This window comes from Malonomonas rubra (assembly GCF_003247215.1).
Classification (GTDB): Bacteria; Desulfobacterota; Desulfuromonadia; order Desulfuromonadales; family Geopsychrobacteraceae; genus Malonomonas; species Malonomonas rubra_A.
In genome coordinates, this window is sequence record NZ_QKAP01000037.1 from 1 (window position 1) to 21,638 (window position 21,638).

A 21,638-nucleotide genomic window follows, 5' to 3' on the forward strand; every position below is an offset into this window, starting at 1 on the left:
GGTAGTTCGAACCATCGTTTGCGTTATGACAGGTCAGTCAATCCATCGGCTGCTGATTACGCGGATCGCGCGCATCCTCGCCGATCGGATGGATAAACGCTTTGTGCTGATCATGACAAACATTGCAGACCTGATGCCCCTGCTTGAGCATTACCACATCGTTACTGCCATGCAACTGGTGGCAGTCGGTACAAGTTTCCCAGTTGCCATGTTTATGCAGACTCTTTTCCTGGCGGGCAAAGGTATCAGCGTGACAGTCACGACAGGCGGTACCGACATTGTTCGGCAGCAGCCCCGATCGATCACCAACATGCGGATCGTGACAGGAGACACAGGGATTCCCTTCCCCTTGAATGCCAAGATGGTTGTGCGCATAGTTAAAGCTAGCAAGAGCAGAAGCATGGCATTGCAGGCAGGTGTCGATCCCCTGTGCTTCGGCATGGCAGACCTGACAGTTTTGCTCACTGAAAGGAGCATGGCTGACCACACGAAGCAAGCTCGGCTTCTCCCCGCCATGCGGGTTGTGACAGGACAGGCAATCCACAGTGGTCAACTCGCGATCCAAGTGCTTACCGCGTAATCGCGAATTATCTTCGTGGCAGTCCAGACAGAGTCCGCTGCCGGCATCTTTCAGCAATCGATGGTCATCACCGCCGTGCGCCGCATGACAACTGCTGCACTGCCCTTCCGCAAAAGGCGCATGGCTCGCCGGATACTCTTTACGGCTCTCCTGGTGACATTCAAAGCAGAGTTCTCCCCCAACTCGCTGCAAGAGATACTTCTGCTCAGCGGCATGCGGTTTGTGGCAACTGGAACAGCGACCGTCACGAAGCGGCGCATGGAGCACCTTTTTGCCTGCAATAGCGGCAGCAAGCTTTTCGTGGCAAGTGAAGCAAAGTTCCTGCTCCCGCTGTAGCAGCAGCTTTTCATGCCGTGAAACATGCGGCGCATGGCAGGCCAGACAGTTTTTCACTGCGATCGGTTCGTGAACCACTTGCCCCTGAAAGGCGGCCGGATCATGACAGGTGTAGCAATCGGCCGCCAATCCTGCAGTTGCCCCGAAAAGAATGATCACCAGCCCGAAAAGGGGAATTTTCAACCGTGAAAAGAACATCATCGATCTCCTCCCTGGTGGCAGGAGCGGCAATCACCGTCAGCGAACGGAGCATGCTTTACCGGCAAGGTCAATGACGCATCCGGCCCGCCATGCGGGTCATGGCAACTTAAGCAGCTGTTACTACCGGGTGCTATTCCATTGTGGCTCGCGGCTAAACGTTGCGCATCTACGACATGGCATGTACCGCAGAGATCGACCTCAGATTGCCGCTGCCGACTCAACTGTGGTGCATGCGGATCATGGCAAGCACCGCAATTCCCCTCCATGGCCGGCGCATGGCCGAAGCCATTGCCCCAAAAGCGATTTACGTCGTGACAGCCGAGGCACAGATCGGGCTGCGGTTTCAGCAGGTAGCTGTCCTCGTCGTTGCCATGCGAATAATGACAAACCGTGCAGTTCTGATGCCCGCCAGGGGTTTCATCAAGCGGTTTTTGCGCGGCATGGCAATCGACACACAAAGATTTCGACTCCCGCGCCAACAGGAACGGTTGCAAGCTACCATGGGATTGATGGCACAGTTCGCAGCGCCCCTCCTTAAAGGGTTGATGCCGCGCCGTCTGCCGCTCGGTTTCGATGGTCCCGTGACACTGACTGCAACCTTCAGCGCCACTGCTGAGCAGAAGGGTCTGCGTATCGTTACCATGCGGATTATGGCAAGCGGAACAGTTCCCCGCGACAAAAGGACGATGCAGGCTGGGCAACCCAAGGTCCTCACCGACCACCTGATGACATTCGCCACACAGGGGGCGCTGCTGTTTGACCAGCACACGAGGCTGTTCGCTCTCATGCGGACGATGGCAGAGAACACAATTGCCATCAGCAACCGGCGAATGCGGGACACTCTGCTTCTTCGCCTTATCGGCATGGCAATCGCGGCAGAGGCTGTCGGCATCCTTGCGTAACAGGGTGGTTTGGCCATTTCCCGGCAGATGCGGCGCATGACAGGAAAGGCACTCCCCTTCTCCTGCCGGAGTGTGTACAGAACCGTCGTTCCCCGACGGGCTACCCGGTCCGAAGTATTTAAAGCTATGGCAGGCAAAACAGAGTGTTTGCGGATCGGCCTTGACTATCCCGAAGAAATCGCTGGCGTGCGGGCTGTGGCAGGCAAAGCAATCGCCGTCCATCACCGGCGCGTGAACCTTGTCCGCCTGGAATGCCGCCTGCTGCTGAGTATGGCAGCGGTAGCAAAGTGCTGCCGAGGTATCGGCAACGGCAAACGGCTGCGCGCTTTCGGCAGCGCCATGGCAGGAGGAGCAGTTTTGCTGCGCGACCGGTTGATGGGCGAAGTTCTTCAACAGGGTCGGCCAGTCGGATGAATGGACGCTATGACAATCGGAGCAGCCCTGTTCGACCGGATATCCGCCATGCTTCTGAACGAAATCCTTTTTGCCGACGGCATGACAATCCCGGCACAGAGCGGTCTCTTCCTTGATCAGCAACTTCGCCACTTTGGAACCATGGGTTTCATGACAGGTCCGGCAACCTTCTTTTAGTGGCGCATGGATATACTGACGCTGGAATCCCTTCTGGTCATGACAGGTAAAACAAAGCTGCTCCTCCGGCTGCTTGAGCAAATTGGCATTCGGCCCGTTATGTGGCAGGTGGCAGGCATCGCAGCGCCCCTCACCGACCGGTGCGTGATGGCGGGAGTTTTCCGTCAACTGCTTTGCCAAAGGCTGATGACAGGGGAAACAGAGGCGCGCATCCTCCTGTTTGAGGTAGGCACCACCGATCAACCCGTGACTTCGGTGGCAACCGGCACAATCGCCCGTTTTCACCGGCTTGTGAACGACATTCTGGCTATAGAGCTGCTGGTACTCGCTGTGGCAATCGAGACAGGACTTGCCACCTTTTTTCGGAGCCGCCCCGGGGGTGCAAGCTTGAAGCAAGGCGACCAGCAAGAGCCACAGAATGACACCCTGCCCTTTTAGCACGACTCTCTGGTTCATGTTGCGCTCTCCTCCAGGAGTTGCTTGCGTAACGATTTCCAGTTTTGATCATTAACCTTGATCGAAGAGCGCTCCCGCAGCAGCCGCACGAGGTTCGCACGGATATCATTGAAAAACTGCTGCTCAAGTGATTTGATTATCATCTCACGGACCTGTTCTAAAGGCATCAATTTTGTCTCTGCTGCGCGGACCACTTTAATGAAGTAGGTATTGGGGCCATCAACGACAGTCGTAATCTGACCGGAAGAAAGCTTTTTTACCGCTTCCTGTATGACGGGCTTCAAACGGGCCAACGGCTCTTTCTTGATCGGCACACCGGATGGCGAGATCGGCTCCATAACACTGAAGAACTCCGCGCCATTTTTCATTTTCATGGAGATCCGTTCGGCCAACTCGCGCTCATTGGTCGTGACCTGGGCATATTCAAGCAACCCCGCCTGCGAAAACTGCTCGCTGTTTTCCCGGTAAAAGGCTTCGATATCGGCATCGGTCACTTTGACCTGGGGACGGATCACCGTATCTTCGAACTCCTTGATCAAACGATACTTCCGGTAAAAATCGTAGGTATATTTCAGTGGCGGAATCTGTTCATAATGTCGATCCAACGACGCCTTCTCCGTCAGCACCTGGACGAGAATATCGTTGACCACCCGATTTTTCGAATTTTCTAAAGCTTCCGCTTCGCGCTGGGCATGACCTCTGCTTTTCTGGGTCTTCTTTATTGAAGCGAACACGAAGCTCGCCGGGATCTTCAGGTCGCCGATCGTAATGGCTATTTTTTCCGCATCTTCCTTCCCCGGGCCCTCAGGACCGATACCATCAATCAACGCCTGATCGACGCTGACCTGATATTCACTTTTCAGCCGATCAAGCAATTCCTGGGTCAACTCGTTCTCCTGCTGCTTCAGGCTAGAACGGATCAGGTTCTGCTTCAAGCTTTCGAAATCCTCATCACTGCCATCCTGCCGTTGTTTCACCTTGAGAAAATACCAGGCATGCCCGTAACGAACCGGCCCGCCTGCTTCCCCCGGTTTGAGCTGCAAGGCAACCGCACGTAGTTCTTCAGGAATTCGCGTGTAACGCATCGGCCCGGTCGAATCCAGCTGCTCTGCTATATCGGCCAGTCCGGCAGCATCCGCCAACTGATCAAAGGCCTCCCCCTGCGCCATGAACTTTTCAATGGCGGTTGCCTGCTCCTGCTCCTGAACAGCAATCATCTGCATATCGAGGATCGGGGTATATTCCTGCAGATAAGCTTGCCAGAGCTCTTCGCGCGACGGGATCACCTTGTGCGCGTCAACCTCCTCGGCTTTCAACTGCATCAACGCGCGGACCTTGAGAAAGACATCCAGTTTTTTCTTGTAGCGCGGATTCTCGAACAGCTGCATATCGCTCGCCTCTTGGGCCAGCAATATAAAATCGATAAAAGGGTCTACCGATTCGTGAACCGCCATCCCCGGATCTTGCCATTCCTGCCACCAGTGGCGATAATCCTGTTCAGTAAATTCTTGCCCGTTGATCTGAACCAGATATTCGCCCCCCCAGAAGGCCGTTGCATCGGCAACCGGAAGGCCAAGCAACAAAATGCTCAATAAAGCAAGGTAACTTTTAATACAACTCAGCGACATGTAACTCCCTTACTGAACCAATCGTTGATAATTTCCCGTGACATTTTTTCGATTAGCCCACTGTTGGTCGTCACCACCCCGAAGTGCATCACCTTGCGATACTCATCGCCGCGGCGTTGATGGACACTGTTCAGCAGCAATTTACCACTGCGGGCATCATACATATCGATGTAGAGCGAAAGCAGAGGGATCCTACGCCCACCTCGCTGGCTGTACGACCCGGCCTCAACGATACGCCCCTGGATAACGGCGTCAATGTCGAGCTGATTTTCCAGTGCCGCGTAATGTTCCTTGTACAACAAATTGCCGGGCAACAACCGCTGCCGCAACAGAAACATGCCAACATCCCCTTCCTGCACGGTATTGAACGCTTTACTCTGAATCAACTGGGAAGCGAACATTCGACCGGCCAGCAACGTCAGTTCGCTCTTTTGCGTCCAGTTTTCAAATGGCAACACTGCCACATTGCAGATGTTGGTATCGGCATCGGACATCAGTCGAGTCTGCAGCCGCTGATTTCCGGCGCAACCGACCAAGAGCAGGAGCACGCCAGCCCAAAGGATATGCAATCGAGTCATCTTCAACATCAGAAGTCCGGCACCCAGGATTTCACCTTCTGCTCCTCGACCTGCTCATCAACTTCGACCAGACGGATTTTCTGCCGCGTGATCCGCAACCGGTTACCGAGCAGATCCTCGCCACTTACGCTCAGGTAGGCTTCAATCTCACCAGCAATCGGCGTAAATTCAAGTTGCGCCGGCAGCTGTTTCCCTTCCCCCCGGGTCAGCAATTGCCCTTTCATCGAGCGCAGATCGGCCTGCCAAGAGGTCAACGGGAACTCAAACAGCCCGCCAGCTGCCAGATTCAGGTGCGCCTTCCCGCCGGAATAGGTAATGCGTCCCTTGACTTTCGGAGTCGAACTCTGCAGCACCACGCGCTGGCTATCAGACGAGCGGTTGCCGGCTAAATCCCAAACCTCTAAAGTAAGATCGTAAACCCCGTTCGCCAGCTTGGCTCCGTCAGATCCGCGTCCTTCCCAGACCATCCGCTCCGGCAGATCCCCTTCGTGCTCTTCATAGACCTCGGGTTCACCGTCTGCTCTTTTGATTTCGAGCGCCCAGCCGGCCATTGGCCGCAGGTTATCGAGCCGCGGCAGAATCAGCAGGTGATCGCGAAACGCTAAGCGCTGACCGATTTTGACCCCCTTCTTGATCTCCATGGTCAAGCCGGGCGGACGATTAATGACCTCGAAGCTGGCGACCGACGTTATCCGCTCGACGGTCCGTTCCCGCCCCCACTCGAAGCGCAGGTCAACCTTGTAGGTCCCATTTTCCCGCGGAGCAAACCATTCGCCGACATAACTATCGGTCTGCCGGTCATATTGCAGGTAGCTTTTGCCCGCCTCGCTTTCGGCGGCAATCAGGGTCGGCCGCTGTCCGAGGAACTTCACCTTCAGATTTGCCCCGACCACCTGCCCGCCCTGCACATAGCCGGGCGACAAATGGAAGCCGAGTAGCTGATAATCACGGCTTTCCGAAGCCTCGGCCTGATACGCCAACTTCACCAATGGCTGCAAGGTTTCCTTCAACAACGGCCGGACCAGCTCAATGACCGTCTTCGGCTCACCGATGCCGAGCATGCGGACCTGTTCCTGGGCGCTGGTCGCGACCGAAGCGGCCCAGACCGGCGCGCCATCTGTGGTATCCAATGCGGTAAAGGTGATACCGATCGTCGGTTCCTCTTCCTGCAGTTCGGCGATGGTGCCGATGACAACCAGCGGCACTTCGAACTCGGCACCAATTTTCTTGACCAGATAGCTATCGAGATAACGATAGGTCCGTACCTTGTTGCGGGCCATGAACAATTTCACGTCACTACGCGAAACCAGCTCGACCCCCAACTGTTTAAGACTGGTCTCAACCGCCTTGGTGAAGCCGAGGTTGATACCGTTCTCCCCCTTGCTGAGGTCAGCCATAGGCATCAAAACGATTTTCTGCGCTGCTGCATTGCCTACGACAAACAGCAGAAAAAGCAGACAGCCAAAACCAATCGCGGCCGATTTATTCAGGATCCGACACGGAAGCAAACCATTATTCTCCAGACAGGGTCGCCAACAGTTTCTTCGCCAGTTTGAAGCTGACCTGGTTTACATCTTCACTGGCGAAACCGAACAGCCGATCGACAGTGCGATAGCCGGTCTCGCTACCGGTCGCCTGCCAAATGATCTGCCCGGTCTTCACATCGATCAGCCGCAAGGTCACGGCAATCACCGGGTAAGAATAACTGCCATTCTGCTCCTCGCTGAAATCTTCAATCGCCCCGGCAAGATAGGCCTGAACATTCAACTCCTGTCCGAGCCGCATGGCGGTGGCCTGGTCGAGCGTATCCTGCTCTTTCTGAATCAACTCTTCGCGCAGGAAACGTTGCGCCTCCCCTTTTTCCACCACTTCGAACAATCCCCGGCTGAGGATTTCCGTGGTCACCACATCGGAAAAACGCATTTCAGCATATTTGGTATCGGTATGATTGGCAAACGGCAGCACCACAACCCGTTTGACATAACCGAGCCCGAGACTTTCGGCGGCGTAGTAATTCGGCGGCGAAGCACAGCCACTCAACAGGCCAACACAGAGAGTCAGAACCACCAATCCGTATTTCAGCACGATAAACCTTCCCCTTTGTTCGTTTCCGGCAAGCCGGAAAAAGCCTCTGACAAGCGTCAGAAAATCATATTAAAAGATGCGTTGATGTTCCAGCCGTTTCCCTCGTCCGCAACCATGTAATTCGCGGAAGACTGCATCGACAGGCTGCGACTGATCAGCCAGCTAAGCAGCCCATTGTACTGCTGGCTGGTGTCATCGCCAAAATCAAACGAAAAACCGAACTGCGATTGCAGCTTGCGACTCCAGATCCAGTTCGAGCTGCCTGACAGCGAAGAGGTGTCCTCCTCCAGATCGCCATCGAAGCTCAGATTGAACAACAGCATGTCGGACGGCCGATAACCAAACGTGACACCGTAGGTTTCCGAACGGGACGTTTCCCCGTCACTTGAATCGGATTCTGTGTAGCTGAGACTGGTATTCAAATCGGTTTTCGGTGATAGATAGGCCGTGGTGTTAAAGGTCGCACCAAAATTGTTGGTCTCGCTCCCGGCCAGATTATCTTCACTCTGCGACCAGTTGGTCGACAGGCTGGCGGTCAGATCGGGATAAATTGCCGCGTTCAGGGTTGAATGAACGGCATCGGTAGTTTTATCCCGCCCATCATCGGAGCTGTTATCCGAATGCGTGTAGCCAAGGGAGAAGTTCACCGAGGATAAAGGCTGGGTGGCCATCGCCACCGAATAGGAACGATTGGTCTGATCTGCCGAATTGTCCGAGGAGTCAGTATTTTCAGAAACCCCGAAAGAAAAACCGACCTTTTCGTTTAACCGGTAACTGCTGATCAGCGACTGGTTCAGCTGCACCGTATCGCCCGAGTCGAGTTGGGTCTCAGCCCGGCGCAAGCTGTAACTGACCGTCCAATTGTCGGAGAGGCGGACAGAGCCGTTGAATTGCGTCTGCAGCGTGGTGGTATCGCGGCTCCGGCCCGGCTCGAAAGTACTCGCCTCGATCTCGGTCACATGAGCCGCCGCCGGGAAAGTCGAGTTGGTTTTGACCGCGACCATCAAATATTTCTGCTTGGCTCCGGTCGGGAGTTCAAACCGGACCAGCTGACGGTCATTAATATCGAGCGGAAACGTCGGGCTATTGGACAGATAGGACCAGTTCTCGCCATCATCACTTTGAAAGACCTTGAAGGTCAATTGTGTGTTGTCGCCATTCAGCTCCCGGTCGAGATAAAGCTCCAACCGCCGGATATCCTCCCGATCGACCTGAATTGCAATCTTCCTGACTTCGAAACGGTTATCAAAAACATCGACACCGGCCGAATTGCTTTTGTCCCCATCGATCAATGCCAGGTTTGTCGCCAGCAGGCCATCGACATCCGTCGTGTTCGTCAAAGCCCCGAACTCTGCCTGAGTACCGAACAGGCCGGATGTTGACGGATAAACGATGTAAATCGGCGCCACCGAGCTGACTTCATTTTCAGTTGTCTGATACTGCTGAGAGGCCGCAATGGTCACCCGCCCCTGCCAGAAGGTCTGTGCGTAGCTGACCTGCGCGGTCTGGTCAAGATTTTCGGTCTCGCTGTTCTGGATGTCATCCGTCGTCAGGGAGTGCCGCACATCGTAAAGGAAATCGAAGACGCTGTAACCGTACTCGATGCTGGCACCGCTGGTTTGCGTGTTGTTATCGATCTGCTTCGGTTGGCTGTCGTCGGTCGAGAAACTCTGATTGAAATAGAAGCGCACGCTCGGCCACCGCTCCATTTGACTACTGAGATTCACCCCCCAGGCATCGGTGACTCGTTCTGGGGTCCCTTCCTGCTCCGATCTGCTCTCGGACGCGTTCAAATTCAACGAGAACAGATCACTACGGGCATCAAACGAGAGACTCGGGTTCAAACTGCGGGTTTCGGTCCCCTCCGAGGGGAGGGTCTCGCTGTAGCGCACCGACCCGGAAAAGGCCATCGCCGCGCTCAGATCTTTCATGTAGGTCAAGCTGTAACTGTGGTTCAGTTGACTGGTGCTATCGACGGCATCGCCACCATTTTCGCGGTAATTCCAATTGCCGATAAAACCGAACGGATCGCCCGCATAACCCACGCCACCGCTGCCGAGCAGCAAACACAGCAGGCTACTCAGCAAGATCAGAGATTTTATGTATCGGTTAGCGGGCAACATAAATTCCAGTACATCACAAATCAGTTGATCAGCAGATGCGGCCCGCCGTGACAGGACACGCATTTCGGAAATTTCTCATGCATCCCGAGATCATGTGGCTTAAAGTGACAGGTCTCACAAGCTGGCACCCTTTTATGCTGACTTTTGTGGCAATAAACACAACGCAGCAAACCATGCTTGGTGGTCGTTTGCGCCAGACGTTCCGCGGGACTGGGATGACAGGCAGAACATTGCTCCGAACCCAGGTTGTTCAGGTAAACGACCTTAAGTGGCGAATGGGGCCGATGGCACTGTCGACAATCAGCATACGTCTGCCCCGCCAAATGCGCTGCATGGCACTCCAGACAGTTCAGGAACTGTCCGTGTTCCAGGTGACAGTCTTTACAGTCGAGAACGCTGTGATTACTCGGGTAAGCCAGCAATTCCCCCCCCTGCTTGGGGTGGCAACCGCTGCAGGCCGGCGCAACCCGCGCGGCGTGACTGAAATCGATTTGCTTCGGCCGGTGCGGATTGTGACACCCCAGACAGCCGCCGGCCTTGAAATGCTCATTTTCCGCCGGATCGTGACACAGCGAACAGGCCGGAATGGCATTGGCGCCACGCGGCGGATGTTCCCGATGACATTCGATGCAGGTCACCGCATCCCGGTGCTTGCCGCCAAACTCCTGCACCACCGCGATTACATCGGCATGGCACATCTGGCAGTCATCCGCCTCAAGTAGCGGGGCCTCCAGAGCTAGGGCCGAAACAACCCCGAACAACAGTAGGACCAGGATCAGCAAGCTGGTGATCGTTTTTTGCATCTCCATGACTTACCCCGCCGACCGTTCGCGGTTCCGCTGATCATCCGTTTCTCCCGGAACTTCTATATCGAGCGGCTCGCCACGCGTCTTCAGCATGGCAGGCAACAGCTCCTCTTTACGCAAGCGCTCGGCAACTTGATAAGCGTCCAGCGGGTCGCGGTAGGGACCAACCAACACCTGGAACCATTCACCGCTCTTCGCCCGTTCCACGCCACGAGTCATGGCCGGATAATCTTTCCGCAGCAGCTGCAACGCCAACAGATCCGTCTCTTGTCGATCTTTGGTCATGGCTGTCAGGATGACGAACTCGTCAGCGCTATCCAGAGCGATGGGATCTTTTAACTTCCTGATCCGCAAAAGGTTTTTCGGCGGAGCCGTCTCAGTGACGCTTTTAACCGGCACCTCCGGCTCGACCTCAGTCTGGCCTGCCGGCTGCTCCTCCCCGCCAAACCCTCTCCGACTGACAAATTCAAACACCTGCAGTCGGTGGTTGAAGGTATCGGCAACAACCACCCGTCCGTTCCCGTCAACGACGATATCGCTCGGATAATAAAACCAACCGCGCCCACCGCCGAGGCCGCCGACCTCAAAAAGATATTCTCCGGTTTGCGCGTAAATCGACAGGGTGTGCCGCTGGTAATCGACCAGATAAACCCGTTGCCGAAAATCATCGACGGCAATGCCGCGGGGCCGCGACAATTTTCCCGGTTCGCCACCTTTTTCGCCAAACTTGTAAAGGTAACGTTCGCGCTGGTCATAAACATAGACCCGCCCCATCGCCTCACTGAGCAGGTAGAGATTGCCATCGATGCCACGGTCGATCGCCAGAATCGGCGCTTTTTCATCGATCCCCAGGATCTCGTCGTGCGGTTCGATCCAGCGTAGGAATTCCCCCTCAGGACTGAGCACCATAACCCCGGTACCGTTGATACCGACGGCATAAATGGTTCCATCATCCGCGACAACCAGATCGAGGGGAGAAAAAAACTTATGATCGGGAAAATAAATTTCCCGCACCGGTAAAAAAGCCATATCGTAGATAGCGATATGCGGTCTCGGTTCTTCGGTGCTTGCCCCGACGCAGGCATAGAGAAGCCCGTTTTTGATATAGGTTTTGCTGATGCTACGGAGCCCGCGACCGGAACCGATCGACAGATAAGGGAAGTAGTCCGGAGTCAGGACCACCAGTTTGTTCTTCTGCGGGCTGGTGACATAAAGCTCATCCCCTTCCCGATCATAGCTGACTCCGGAAGGGAAGCGTAGCGGAGCGCCGCTTTCGTCTACCGCCAGAACCTCGACAGAGCGCATCGCCTGAATCGTTTCTGCGGCCCGAACGAACTGCGGTGCACATAGAATCACACCACAGATCAGCACCAGCCAAACAGCGACTGTTTTATATGTGTTCTCCCCGGTATACAACAAAAGCTCCACCAAATTACAATTTCCGACGGCTTCAGCAAATCAACCAACGCTCCATGGCGATCTGCCGAAAAACAACTAACCGGCGGCCTGTTTCCGTCCAGCCGCCCCAGAAACTCATGAAAATCCCAACAAAAGGAACATTTTTTAGATATGACCGATGATAATATCGGCAATAAACATTACATCCAGAACTTAGCGATGCTCCCAATTTATCCAGTTGAGCCTTCTTAATCGGCCAGATCGATAGCCAGGGCGTACTCATCGCAATCCGGAAATTTAACACATTTCAAACATGCGCCCCAGATCTTCTGCGGCAATTCTGATTTTTCAATATCAGAAAAACCGAGTTTCTTAAAAAAATCAGGTTGATAAGTCAACGCAAAAACCCGTTTCAAGCCCAGCTCCAAAGCTTCCTTCAAACAGGTGTCGACGATCTTACGGCCGATCCCTTTGCCACTTTGCCCTTTGGCCACCGCCAAAGACCGGATTTCTGCCAGATCCTCCCAGCAGATGACCAGTGCTCCGACCCCGAGCACCATGCCGCCCTCTTCGTAGACGTAGAACTCGCGAATATTCTCATAGATATCTGCCAGTGAACGCCCCAACAGCTGGCCAGTATTGGCATATTCAAGCAACAGCTGGTGAATGGCGCGAGCATCCTGAATTCGTGCGGGTCGCAGCATAAAAAGCTCCTGTCAGGCAATCCCCTTCGAACGCCCGATCAATTCGCGGGCATGCTCCAGGGTACGTTCTCCAATATGGGCACCGCCGAGCATCCGAGCCATCTCCTCGACCTGGGCCTCATCATCGAGCAGCTGCAGCCGGGTGCTGGTACGCCCACCTGCTTCACTTTTCGCCACCTGATAGTGCCGATCAGCAAATGCCGCCACCTGCGGCAGATGGGTGACGCAGAGTACCTGCAACTGCTCGCCGAGTCGACTGATCTTCTCACCAACCGCGGTCGCGGCCTCGCCGCCGATACCTGCATCAACCTCGTCGAAAATCAGCGTCCGTACTCCATCCCCTTCCGGAGCGCTGCGCTTGAGCGCCAGCATGATCCGTGACAGCTCGCCACCGGAGGCGATTTTCGCCAGCGGCTGGGCAGGCTCCCCTGGGTTGGCGGCCAGATAAAATTCGCCATGCTCCAGCCCGTCGGCAGCCGGTTCCGGCAAGTCAAACAGACGCATCTTAAAACGAGCTTTCGGCATCGCCAGATCGGCCAGCTCGGTTTCGACCGCAGCCGCCAACTGCTCGGCGGCTTGCCGGCGCTGCGCGCTTAGCTCCCGCCCAAATGCCAGCACCCTGCCGAGCGCCTTCTCAAGTTGTTTCTGCAGCAGATCACGATGCCCTTCTACGTCGCTTAGCGTTTCCAGCTCGGCTTCTATCTTCTCCTGATAGGCGACCAGCTCTTCCAGGGTTGGCGCGTATTTACGCTTCAGACCTGTGAGCAGCGAGAGCCGTTCTTCAACCTGTGCCTGCCGCTGCGGTTCGAAATCGAGCTTGTCGGCATAACCACGTAACTCTGCGGCAACATCCTCAATATTGAACAGGCTGCTGCGCAATGTCTCTGCCAAGGGAGCCAGCTGCGGGTCGATCGACTGCAACCTTTCCAGCTGCTCCGCGACACTCGACAGCTGGGCGCAGACCGCCTGCTGCCCGCCGTACAGGATGTCGTAGCCGCCCGAGGTGGCGGCAGTCAGCTTCTCAGCATGCTGGAGCAGGGACCGCTCCTGCTCCAGCTCGGCATCCTCGCCGACAATCAGCTTGGCACCGGCCAGCTCCTGCTGCTGAAAGCTGAGCATATCGAGCCGCTGCTGGCGTTCCCGCTCGGCCAAATTCAAATCGTCCAGCTGCTTGCGCAACCCCTGACAGGCCTGAAAAGCTTGCCGATAGTCGTTGAGGGGTTGCTGTAGACCGGCATAATCATCAAGTAGCATCAGGTGGGTTTCTGTGCGCTGCAGGTTCTGATGCTCATGCTGCCCGTAAATATTGACCAAGCGGCTGGTCAGGTTGCGCAACTGCCCGAGCGGCACCGCCGAGCCGTTGACAAACACTCGGTTTTTCCCAGATCGCGCGACGATCCGACGCACCAGCAGTTCATCGTCGTTCTCCAGCCCCTGTTCGGTCAACAGCTGGCGAACCGCCGTCTCGCCGCTCAGGTCAAAAACCGCTTCGACACTCGCCTCATCGCAACCAGCCCGAATCGCCTCACCCCGCGCCCGACCACCTAGCAGCAGGTTGACCGCGTCGATGATGATCGACTTGCCGGCCCCGGTCTCGCCAGTCAGGACGTTGAAGCCATGCCCGAACTGCACATGCAGATTTTCGATGATGGCGAAGTTCTTAACGATAAGGTCGGTAATCATGACATCCGCAGCAACGGGAATTTAGCGCTCGCCCCAACTCAGCTTGGTGCGCAGAATTTCAAAGTAATCCTTGCTCGGGCTGTTCACCAGACGGGTTCGGGCTTCAGAACGCCGCACTTCAACCACATCCCCCGGCAACAGCTTGCGCCCGACTTGGCCATCGGCGGTGAAAAACACCACGTCATCCTCGAAGTTGACCTTGATCTCAATCACTGAGTTACGCCAGACCACGATCGGCCGATTGGTCAGCATATGGGGACAGATCGGCGAGACAACCAGACAGTTGATCTCAGGGAAAACAATCGGCCCGCCGGCGGCCAGACTGTAACCGGTGGAACCGGTAGGCGTGGAAACGATCAACCCATCCGCCTTGAAGGAGCTCAAGTGCCGACCATCGACGCTGGTCTCCATATCGATAATCCGGGCCAGCGCCCCTTTGTTGATCACTACATCATTGAGCACCGTATATTTGCCGACCACCTCACCATTGCGATGAATCAGCGCATCGAGCATCATCCGATCGGAAACATTGAAATTGCCCTCAATCAGCAGATCAAGCATCGCCGGCAGCTCATCACGGGTCACCTCAGTGAGAAAGCCGAGACGCCCCAAGTTGACACCGAGGATCGGCACATTCCGTTCCCCAACCTGCCGCGCCACCGAAATCAGGGTACCGTCCCCGCCCAACACGATTACCAGATCAACCTGCGCCGGAATATCTTCTTCAGCAAAACCGACAATTTGCCCGACCTGCTCGGCCAGGCTGTCCTCAAGCAGGACCTCGATATTTTCGCGCTTGAACCGCTCGCAGATCATTAGCGCAAGCTGTTCGGCATCCGGATGATTTTTCTTGGCGTAAACCCCGACTTTTTTCAGCATGACAGTCATCCCGAAGAGAAATATGTCGTCGCCTCGCGGCCACAATCGTCCATCTAATGAAACCTCAGACAGATACCATATACGACCCTTTAAGTCTATCAGATTCAAAGACTTAGAGAGTTGTTATGATTGCCCGCTGCATGCTACATTGAGCCACCCTACTGACAACGGAAACGATAATGGACCTGTTTGAACAATCAGCACAAACAATCAGCAACACCCCACTAGCAGAGAGAATGCGTCCGCACTCCCTCGACGAGGTGGTCGGCCAGCAGCACCTGCTCGGTAAAGGCAAGCTGCTGCGCCGCCTGATCGACAACGACCAGCTCTCTTCGGTGATTTTCTGGGGACCACCCGGCACCGGCAAAACCACGCTGGGACAGGTAATCGCCGGTACTACCAAGAGCCGCTTTGTTTTCTTTTCCGCGGTACTTGGCAGTATAAAGGAGGTCCGCGAGATAGTCGCCGAAGCGAAACAGCAGCGCGCCTACCACGGCCACAAGACGATCCTGTTCGTTGATGAAATCCACCGCTTCAACAAGGCCCAGCAGGACGCCTTTCTCCCCTCGGTGGAAAAGGGTGAAGTGACGCTGATCGGCGCCACCACAGAAAATCCCAGCTTCGAGGTCAACTCGGCGCTGCTCTCCCGGTCGCGGGTGTTCGTCCTCGAACCGCTCTCCAGTGACGACCTGAAGACCCTGTTGCAGCGTGCCCTGACCGACCAGCGGGGGCTCGGCGAACGCAATCTCACGCTTGATGAAGACGCCCTCGAGTTTCTCGTTCAGCAGGCCGACGGCGACGCCCGCATCGCCCTCGGCGGTCTGGAGGTCGCTGCCTCGGCGACCAAGGAGCGGATCACGCTGGAAACGGTCCAAGAAGCGGTGCAGAAAAAAGCGCTGCTCTACGACAAGGGAGCCGAAGAACACTATAATGTCATCTCCGCCTTCATCAAAAGCATGCGCGGCTCGGACCCGGACGCCGCCCTCTATTGGCTGGCACGGATGCTGGAGGCGGGCGAAGACCCGCTGTTCATCGTCCGCCGGATGGTGATCTTCGCCTCCGAGGATGTCGGCAACGCCGATCCGCGCGCGCTGCAGATCGCCCTAGCGGTGCAGCAAGCAGTCCACTTCGTCGGTCTGCCGGAAGCGCGCATCAACCTGGCCCAGGGTGTCACCTACCTGACCACCGCGCCGAAGAGCAACGCCAGCTACGTCGGCCTCAACGAGGCGCAGTCCGAAGTGCGCAAGTCGGGTGCCCTGCCGGTACCGAAACATATCCGCAATGCGCCGACCAAATTGATGAAGGAACTTGATTACGGCAAGGGCTACAAGTACGCCCACGATTTTAAAGGGGGCGTCGCCGACCAACAACACCTACCAGAGCAACTCCTCGGCCGCAAGTTCTACCGCCCGACCGAACGTGGCTACGAAAAGATGATCGGTGAACGAATGGAGTATCTGGAAAGTTTAAAAAAGCCGCTTGAGGAAAAGGGCTGATGAAGCAGTTGCTGGCAGCGATTCTTATGCTGTTGCTTGCGAGCGGTGAGATGCTTGCCGACGATTGGGGGCCGTGGGAGATGCCGGCGCAATCAAAGAAACCGCAGGTAGCTAACCAAGGTCCTCTTCAGTTGGCAGTGAAATTTTTCCAGAGCCACCTCTCGCCCGTCGACGGGCCACGCTGCCCGATGTACCCGACCTGCTCGGCTTACGCGCTGCAGGCACTCCGCAAACACGGTCCGCTGTTTGGCACTTTCCAGACCGTCGACCGCCTTTACCGCGAAGGGGACGTCGAACACGAGCACACCCAACCGATTAACAAGTGGGGTTACGTCAGATTTCATGATCCGCTGCAGAACAACGATTTCTGGCTAAGATAGCTGTCAACCGTTCCCCCACAGACTGCTCCGGCGAAAAAAAGTCCCCCCCATACTCAGACCTCTCAAAGGGGATGAGCAAAGGTCAAGCCTTCCAGAAAATAAATTCGTCGGTCACAAACTGGCCATTGGTAGCAGCTTCAACTTCCAGCCGGTATTGCCCAGCCGGCAGGTTGCTAGTCGGAATTAAATAGCCCCCGACAAAAGGCCATGCTCTGGTCATGAGCTGCCTCCCGTTAGGCAAAACCAGCGTTGTAACTACCTGAGCATCCTTGATGACTTTCCCCCGAGAATCGCAGACAAACAGCATCTGTTGGTTTGGCACATGCTGAGACTGTCTTCGGCTTAACTCCCCTAAATCCATCTCCAACAAAGTAACCTGATAATCCTCACTCGACCTCACTTCCAGGCTTTCCTCTACATTGAGGTCGGTCGGATCTTCACTTGGAACGACCAAAGCATCAGCGGGGCAATAAATCGAGGTGGCAAAAAGCAATGAACATAAGAGCTGAATAATTTTTTTCATGACATCCTCTTCTCAGTTATGACTCATGTTTGTTGCCTTGAGCGACAACTCTGTGAATTTTATTGATGCAGTGAATTCTCTCCGAACATTCTTAACCTAACCTTAAGATGCTAAAATTTTCCGGCCAAAATTTAAGATAACGTTAAGTTTACAGGCAGAAACTGTTCTCATACCAGCTTGCGGCTAATTTAGGCGAATCCCCAGCAAAGCGGTTGACTCTATCACCGCTAAAATTATGTGGAAGGTATCTGACGCTGTTGAGAATAAAACAGCCGCCGGGAGAATCGGGGTTAAACATGATAGAATCAGCAGTAACAAAGAGGACGCAAACGATGAGAATTCTCCTGGTTGAAGATGACAGGATGATCGGTTCGGCCGTGCAACGAGGCTTGTCCATCGATGGTTATAGTGTCGATTGGGCCCAAAACGCCACCGATGCCGAACTGGCGCTCGGAACAACCAGCTATGACGCCGTCCTGCTTGACCTGGGACTGCCGGACAAGTCTGGGTTGGAGGTTCTCTCCGACCTGCGCCGCCAGGGCAGCCAGGCGACCGTGATCATCCTGACGGCACGGGATGCCGTAGCGGACAGGATTTCCGGACTTGATGGCGGTGCGGACGACTATCTGGTTAAACCCTTTGATCTGGACGAGTTGAGCGCCCGCCTGCGGGCAGTACAGCGGCGCCGGTTGGGCCGCGCCGAGCCGCTGCTAGTGCAGGGTGAGTTGGAGTTGAACCCGGCCTCTCACTGCTGCCGCTGGAAAGGCCAGAGTATCCCGCTTTCAGCTAGGGAATTCAGTCTGTTGCAGACTTTGGCGGAACAGCCCACATTGGTTTTTTCACGATCCCAGCTGGAGGACTCGCTTTACAGTTGGGACGGAGAAATCGAAAGCAACGCCGTCGAAGTTTATATTCATAACCTGCGCAAAAAACTCTCCGCCGAGCTGATCAGAACGATCCGAGGCGTCGGCTATACCTTAGGTTCGGTGCAATGACCTCGATCCGTCGCCAACTGCTGCGCTGGCTGCTGATCGGTCAGCTGGTCGCCGTTATTCTGTCTTCAGCGCTGACCTATTATTACGTTCGAGGTGAATTGGCCGGCCTGTTCGATGACCGACTCCGACAGCTCGCCTACAGCGTACCGATACTGGGAAGCTATCAGCTGCCGCCGATATCGAACAGCCTGAAAGACAGTGATGCCGATTTCGTCATTCAGGTTTGGCTAGCCGATGGGGAACAAATCTTATATCTCAACCGGAAAGAAGGTGCCCCGGTCAGAGCGACGGAAGGGTTCAGCACTCACTTTTCCGGAGGCATGCTGTGGCGAAGTTTCGGCCTGCAGCGCAATGACCGCTTTGTACAGACCAGCCAACCCTATTCCGACCGGGTCGAGATGACCACAGAGGTTGCGTTGGGAGCGATCACCCCGGTGCTGTTACTAATAATTGTTCTTGGCGTGCTGGTGTGGATCAGTATCGGCCGCGGGCTTAAACCGTTACACAAGATAACGGAAGCGATTCATCAGCGGCAGCCGAACGCTCTCGAGCCATTGCCGGAAGCAAGTATACCGGTTGAAATCTTCCCCCTGATCCATGCTCTCAACCAGTTACTTGGCCGGCTGGATGAGGCCTTGGGGAAACAACGCAAGTTCATTGCCGACGCGGCCCATGAACTGCGTACGCCATTGACGGCGATCCAATTACAGGCTCAACTGCTGGAGCGAACCCCCAATGGGCCAGAGCGGGAAAAGGTTCTCGACCAGATCAAGGCAGGGATCAAACGTGCTGGACGCCTGGTGCAGCAGCTTTTGACCCTAGCCCGCCTCGACCCAGAAGACCGGCAGCGCCCCTTTTCAGAAGTCAACCTGAGCGAGTTGAGCAAAAGCGTCATTCGCGATCTGACTCCGGCAGCGTTGCGCAAACGGATCGACCTCGGCTTCTGCGAAAAAAAGCCATTGAGCATCTGGGGCGATGCGGAAACCCTGCGGACCCTGTTGACCAACCTAATCGACAACGCGATCCGCTATACCCCGGCAAATGGGCAGGTCGATGTCAGCCTGATACATGCTGGAAACAGGGCCAAGATCGAAGTAAAAGATACCGGCCCCGGTATCCCCCCCGCGGAGCGGGATCGGGCCTTCTCCCGCTTCCACCGGCTGTCGACCAACGGAGAATTTGGCAGCGGCCTGGGGCTGGCGATCGCCAAAGAGATCGTCGAACAGCATCAGGGGCAGATTGCTTTGGATACCGGCAATGATGAGCGAGGACTGCGTATTGTGATTGAGCTACCAACACGGGATCAGCAACGATGAACTGGGCGCACCTATGGAGCGAAATTGTCGGCTGGGTCGGGTTGCACCCAATTGCCGCCTACCTGATGATCTTTCTGATTTCCCTGTCGGAGTCGTTGGCATTGGTCGGCCTTCTGGTACCGGGTACCGCCATGATGATCGGCATCGGCGCCCTCGCCGGTAGCGGTGCCTTGTCACTGTCGATCACGCTACTTGCGGCGATGGCTGGCGCGATCGCCGGCGACGGAATCAGCTACTGGCTAGGACGGCACTATCATCAGGAGATTAAAACTCTCTGGCCGTTTCGAACCCACCCCCAACTGATCTTTCGCGGGGAGGAGTTCTTTAACCGGCACGGGGGGAAAAGTATTTTTCTGGGCCGCTTTGTCGGGCCGGTACGACCGGTGATTCCCGTGATTGCCGGGATGCTCGACATGCCGGCGCGGCACTTTCTCGGTGTTAATGTCCTCTCCGCCGTCGGCTGGTCGTTCGCCTACCTGCTGCCGGGGGCGCTGCTCGGCGGCTCGCTCACGCTGGTCAACGCCGTCAGCGCCAGGCTCAGCCTGCTCCTTTTGCTACTGTTACTGCTTGGCTGGCTGACCTTCTGGCTCAGCAAAAAACTTTTCAACCTGCTTTCCCGGTTGGAACCCAAACGGGAGCAGCGGTTACTGCTCCTTTTTTCCCTTTTGTTTTTTCTGGCCGGGGGACTGTTTCTCGGGGTGCTGGAAGATGTCCTGACCCTCGACCCGCTGGTCCGGGCCGATCAGTCAATCTATCAGTTCCTCCAGTCGTTGCGGACTCCGTGGGGAAATCAGCTGCTGGTTGCCGTCACCGAACTGGGCGACAGCGTGATGAACCTGTTTATCCTTCTCGCTGTCCTGGCGGCGCTTCTGTTGCGCCGTCTTTTCCGTCCGGCAGCTTACTGGCTGCTCGCAGCCATCGGGGGTGGCGCGCTGGTCCAGATATTCAAGTGGCTGGTGCACAAACCCAGACCGATAGTGATCTATCAAGGGGTTTCCGGTTGGGGTTTCCCCAGCGGACATACCACCATGAGCGTAATCTTGTTCGGCTTCTTCGCCATTTTGCTACTGCGGGAGGCTCCCCAACGCTGGCGTTGGTTTCCTTTCGCGGTGGCAATCGGCAGCTCCCTGCTGATCGCTTTCTCGCGTCTTTACCTCGGCGCTCACTGGTTGTCCGACGTGCTCGGCGGACTCTCTTTGGGCTGGGCCTGGGTGGCGTTGCTCGGTATCTTTTACCTGCGGCAGGAAAATCGCCCGTTCCGCCCCCGATTGCTCCTCATCCCCTTGCTGCTGACGCTATTGCTCGCCGGTAGCTGGCACATTGGCCAGCGACACGAGCGCGACATGGCGCGTTACCAGCCCCGGCGTGAGCTACAGATCATCGGCTTTCAAAGTTGGCAAGATGGAGGCTGGCAGAAACTTCCAGCTTGGCGGATCGACCTAGCCGGAGAGCAGGAGCAGCCCCTGACCCTGCAATTTGCGGGTGATCCTCAGCAGTTGGCGATGTTTCTGCAAAAGCAGGGCTGGGAACGGGTTACCGCCATGCCCGCCAAAACCTTATTGAACGCGCTACTTCCTCAGCCAGATGTCCGACACCTTCCCCTGTTGCCACAATTGGCAGATGGGCAACGCGAACAGTTGCTGTTGGTACTAAATCAACGGATGCAAAGACTGATTCTGCGGCTCTGGCCAAGCGGCTTTCAATTGCAGGGAGGAACACCGTTGTGGCTCGGCAGCATAGAAACCCAGCAGGCAGTGGCAACCGCAGGATTGCTGACCCTGCCGCGCGGCCAAAAAGACTTCAACCGTGCACGAGGGCTGCTGCAGGATTCCCTCGCTGCTTGGTTCAACCTGCAAAGAGTAGTTCGTTTCCCAGAGCAGGATAGCCCTTACAATCATTGGGATGGTCAGATCCTACTGGTTTGGAATAGTGCGATTCAGTGAACTCTTCTGTGGATATTATCTGTTACAGTCAGCTC

General features: G+C 55.7%; 18 protein-coding genes. 5 read left to right on the plus strand and 13 right to left on the minus strand.

All coding sequences use genetic code 11. The annotated features are described in order from the left end of the window. Positions 1-37: 37 nt before the first annotated feature. The 12 genes from Q7J88_RS03655 to Q7J88_RS03710 form a co-directional block, all read right to left on the minus strand. Positions 38-1,117 (minus strand): cytochrome c3 family protein, encoded by a 1,080-nt coding sequence (locus tag Q7J88_RS03655; protein WP_303720799.1) that lies wholly within the window; start codon positions 1,115-1,117, stop codon positions 38-40. Then, entirely contained in the window at positions 1,114-3,066 is a 1,953-nt protein-coding gene (locus tag Q7J88_RS03660; protein WP_303720800.1) for a cytochrome c3 family protein, read from the minus strand. Before Q7J88_RS03660 ends, Q7J88_RS03655 begins: the two co-directional genes overlap by 4 nt. Continuing rightward, positions 3,063-4,694 (minus strand): peptidylprolyl isomerase, encoded by a 1,632-nt coding sequence (locus tag Q7J88_RS03665; protein ID WP_303720801.1) that lies wholly within the window; start codon positions 4,692-4,694, stop codon positions 3,063-3,065. The genes Q7J88_RS03660 and Q7J88_RS03665 overlap by 4 nt, the downstream gene beginning before the upstream one ends. Beyond that, positions 4,685-5,281, minus strand: coding sequence for a hypothetical protein (locus Q7J88_RS03670; protein ID WP_303720802.1), 597 nt, complete (start codon positions 5,279-5,281; stop codon positions 4,685-4,687). The genes Q7J88_RS03665 and Q7J88_RS03670 overlap by 10 nt, the downstream gene beginning before the upstream one ends. After that, positions 5,281-6,780 carry a hypothetical protein gene (locus Q7J88_RS03675; RefSeq protein WP_303720803.1) on the minus strand — a complete coding sequence of 500 codons (1,500 nt, stop codon included), beginning with the start codon at positions 6,778-6,780 and terminating at the stop codon, positions 5,281-5,283. The genes Q7J88_RS03670 and Q7J88_RS03675 overlap by 1 nt, the downstream gene beginning before the upstream one ends. A 4-nt stretch (positions 6,781-6,784) precedes the next feature. Beyond that, positions 6,785-7,357 carry a CsgG/HfaB family protein gene (locus Q7J88_RS03680; RefSeq protein ID WP_303720804.1) on the minus strand — a complete coding sequence of 191 codons (573 nt, stop codon included), beginning with the start codon at positions 7,355-7,357 and terminating at the stop codon, positions 6,785-6,787. 56 nt (positions 7,358-7,413) lie between these two features. Beyond that, complete coding sequence (locus Q7J88_RS03685; protein ID WP_303720805.1) at positions 7,414-9,543, minus strand: hypothetical protein; 2,130 nt, start codon at positions 9,541-9,543, stop codon at positions 7,414-7,416. Continuing rightward, complete coding sequence (locus Q7J88_RS03690; protein WP_303720806.1) at positions 9,501-10,289, minus strand: cytochrome c3 family protein; 789 nt, start codon at positions 10,287-10,289, stop codon at positions 9,501-9,503. Before Q7J88_RS03690 ends, Q7J88_RS03685 begins: the two co-directional genes overlap by 43 nt. A 3-nt stretch (positions 10,290-10,292) precedes the next feature. Then, positions 10,293-11,702 carry a hypothetical protein gene (locus tag Q7J88_RS03695; RefSeq protein WP_303720807.1) on the minus strand — a complete coding sequence of 470 codons (1,410 nt, stop codon included), beginning with the start codon at positions 11,700-11,702 and terminating at the stop codon, positions 10,293-10,295. A gap of 230 nt (positions 11,703-11,932) precedes the next feature. Beyond that, the gene (locus tag Q7J88_RS03700; protein WP_303720808.1) at positions 11,933-12,388 is read right to left on the minus strand and encodes an N-acetyltransferase; all 456 of its coding nucleotides are present in this window, start codon (positions 12,386-12,388) and stop codon (positions 11,933-11,935) included. A 12-nt stretch (positions 12,389-12,400) separates the two neighbouring features. Further along, positions 12,401-14,071 carry a DNA repair protein RecN gene (recN, locus tag Q7J88_RS03705; protein ID WP_303720809.1) on the minus strand — a complete coding sequence of 557 codons (1,671 nt, stop codon included), beginning with the start codon at positions 14,069-14,071 and terminating at the stop codon, positions 12,401-12,403. 21 nt (positions 14,072-14,092) lie between these two features. Continuing rightward, the gene (locus Q7J88_RS03710) at positions 14,093-14,947 is read right to left on the minus strand and encodes an NAD(+)/NADH kinase (protein WP_369681964.1); all 855 of its coding nucleotides are present in this window, start codon (positions 14,945-14,947) and stop codon (positions 14,093-14,095) included. Between the two features lie 182 nt (positions 14,948-15,129). Between Q7J88_RS03710 and Q7J88_RS03715 the strand changes: the two genes are divergently transcribed. Continuing rightward, the gene (locus Q7J88_RS03715; protein ID WP_369681961.1) at positions 15,130-16,446 is read left to right on the plus strand and encodes a replication-associated recombination protein A; all 1,317 of its coding nucleotides are present in this window, start codon (positions 15,130-15,132) and stop codon (positions 16,444-16,446) included. Beyond that, entirely contained in the window at positions 16,446-16,826 is a 381-nt protein-coding gene (yidD, locus tag Q7J88_RS03720) for a membrane protein insertion efficiency factor YidD (RefSeq protein ID WP_303720812.1), read from the plus strand. The genes Q7J88_RS03715 and yidD overlap by 1 nt, the downstream gene beginning before the upstream one ends. A gap of 82 nt (positions 16,827-16,908) precedes the next feature. Here the strand turns inward: yidD and Q7J88_RS03725 are convergent, their stop codons facing one another. Continuing rightward, on the minus strand, positions 16,909-17,349 hold the full coding sequence (locus Q7J88_RS03725) for a hypothetical protein (RefSeq protein ID WP_303720813.1): 441 nt from the start codon (positions 17,347-17,349) through the stop codon (positions 16,909-16,911). Positions 17,350-17,681: 332 nt separating this feature from the next. Here Q7J88_RS03725 and Q7J88_RS03730 point away from each other — a divergent pair, with 332 nt between their 5' ends. The 3 genes from Q7J88_RS03730 to Q7J88_RS03740 are packed head-to-tail and all read left to right on the plus strand — an operon-like array spanning position 17,682 to position 21,603. After that, positions 17,682-18,344, plus strand: a complete 663-nt coding sequence (locus tag Q7J88_RS03730) for a response regulator transcription factor (protein ID WP_303720814.1) — start codon at positions 17,682-17,684, stop codon at positions 18,342-18,344. Then, positions 18,341-19,660, plus strand: a complete 1,320-nt coding sequence (locus tag Q7J88_RS03735; RefSeq protein WP_303720815.1) for a HAMP domain-containing sensor histidine kinase — start codon at positions 18,341-18,343, stop codon at positions 19,658-19,660. The genes Q7J88_RS03730 and Q7J88_RS03735 overlap by 4 nt, the downstream gene beginning before the upstream one ends. Next, positions 19,657-21,603 carry a bifunctional DedA family/phosphatase PAP2 family protein gene (locus Q7J88_RS03740; protein ID WP_303720816.1) on the plus strand — a complete coding sequence of 649 codons (1,947 nt, stop codon included), beginning with the start codon at positions 19,657-19,659 and terminating at the stop codon, positions 21,601-21,603. Before Q7J88_RS03735 ends, Q7J88_RS03740 begins: the two co-directional genes overlap by 4 nt. Positions 21,604-21,638: the final 35 nt, after the last annotated feature.

Excerpts from the sequence above, each read along its gene's own strand:
- yidD (WP_303720812.1), top strand. The coding sequence starts at position 16,446 with ATGAAGCAGTTGCTGGCAGCGATTCTTATGCTGTTGCTTGCGAGCGGT.
- Q7J88_RS03715 (WP_369681961.1), top strand. The coding sequence starts at position 15,130 with ATGGACCTGTTTGAACAATCAGCACAAACAATCAGCAACACCCCACTA.
- Q7J88_RS03660 (WP_303720800.1), bottom strand. The coding sequence starts at position 3,066 with ATGAACCAGAGAGTCGTGCTAAAAGGGCAGGGTGTCATTCTGTGGCTC.
- Q7J88_RS03700 (WP_303720808.1), bottom strand. The coding sequence starts at position 12,388 with ATGCTGCGACCCGCACGAATTCAGGATGCTCGCGCCATTCACCAGCTG.
- Q7J88_RS03730 (WP_303720814.1), top strand. The coding sequence starts at position 17,682 with ATGAGAATTCTCCTGGTTGAAGATGACAGGATGATCGGTTCGGCCGTG.
- Q7J88_RS03685 (WP_303720805.1), bottom strand. The coding sequence starts at position 9,543 with ATGCGTGTCCTGTCACGGCGGGCCGCATCTGCTGATCAACTGATTTGT.
- Q7J88_RS03665 (WP_303720801.1), bottom strand. The coding sequence starts at position 4,694 with ATGTCGCTGAGTTGTATTAAAAGTTACCTTGCTTTATTGAGCATTTTG.
- Q7J88_RS03735 (WP_303720815.1), top strand. The coding sequence starts at position 18,341 with ATGACCTCGATCCGTCGCCAACTGCTGCGCTGGCTGCTGATCGGTCAG.
- Q7J88_RS03740 (WP_303720816.1), top strand. The coding sequence starts at position 19,657 with ATGAACTGGGCGCACCTATGGAGCGAAATTGTCGGCTGGGTCGGGTTG.
- Q7J88_RS03725 (WP_303720813.1), bottom strand. The coding sequence starts at position 17,349 with ATGAAAAAAATTATTCAGCTCTTATGTTCATTGCTTTTTGCCACCTCG.
- Q7J88_RS03670 (WP_303720802.1), bottom strand. The coding sequence starts at position 5,281 with ATGTTGAAGATGACTCGATTGCATATCCTTTGGGCTGGCGTGCTCCTG.
- Q7J88_RS03655 (WP_303720799.1), bottom strand. The coding sequence starts at position 1,117 with ATGATGTTCTTTTCACGGTTGAAAATTCCCCTTTTCGGGCTGGTGATC.
- recN (WP_303720809.1), bottom strand. The coding sequence starts at position 14,071 with ATGATTACCGACCTTATCGTTAAGAACTTCGCCATCATCGAAAATCTG.
- Q7J88_RS03690 (WP_303720806.1), bottom strand. The coding sequence starts at position 10,289 with ATGGAGATGCAAAAAACGATCACCAGCTTGCTGATCCTGGTCCTACTG.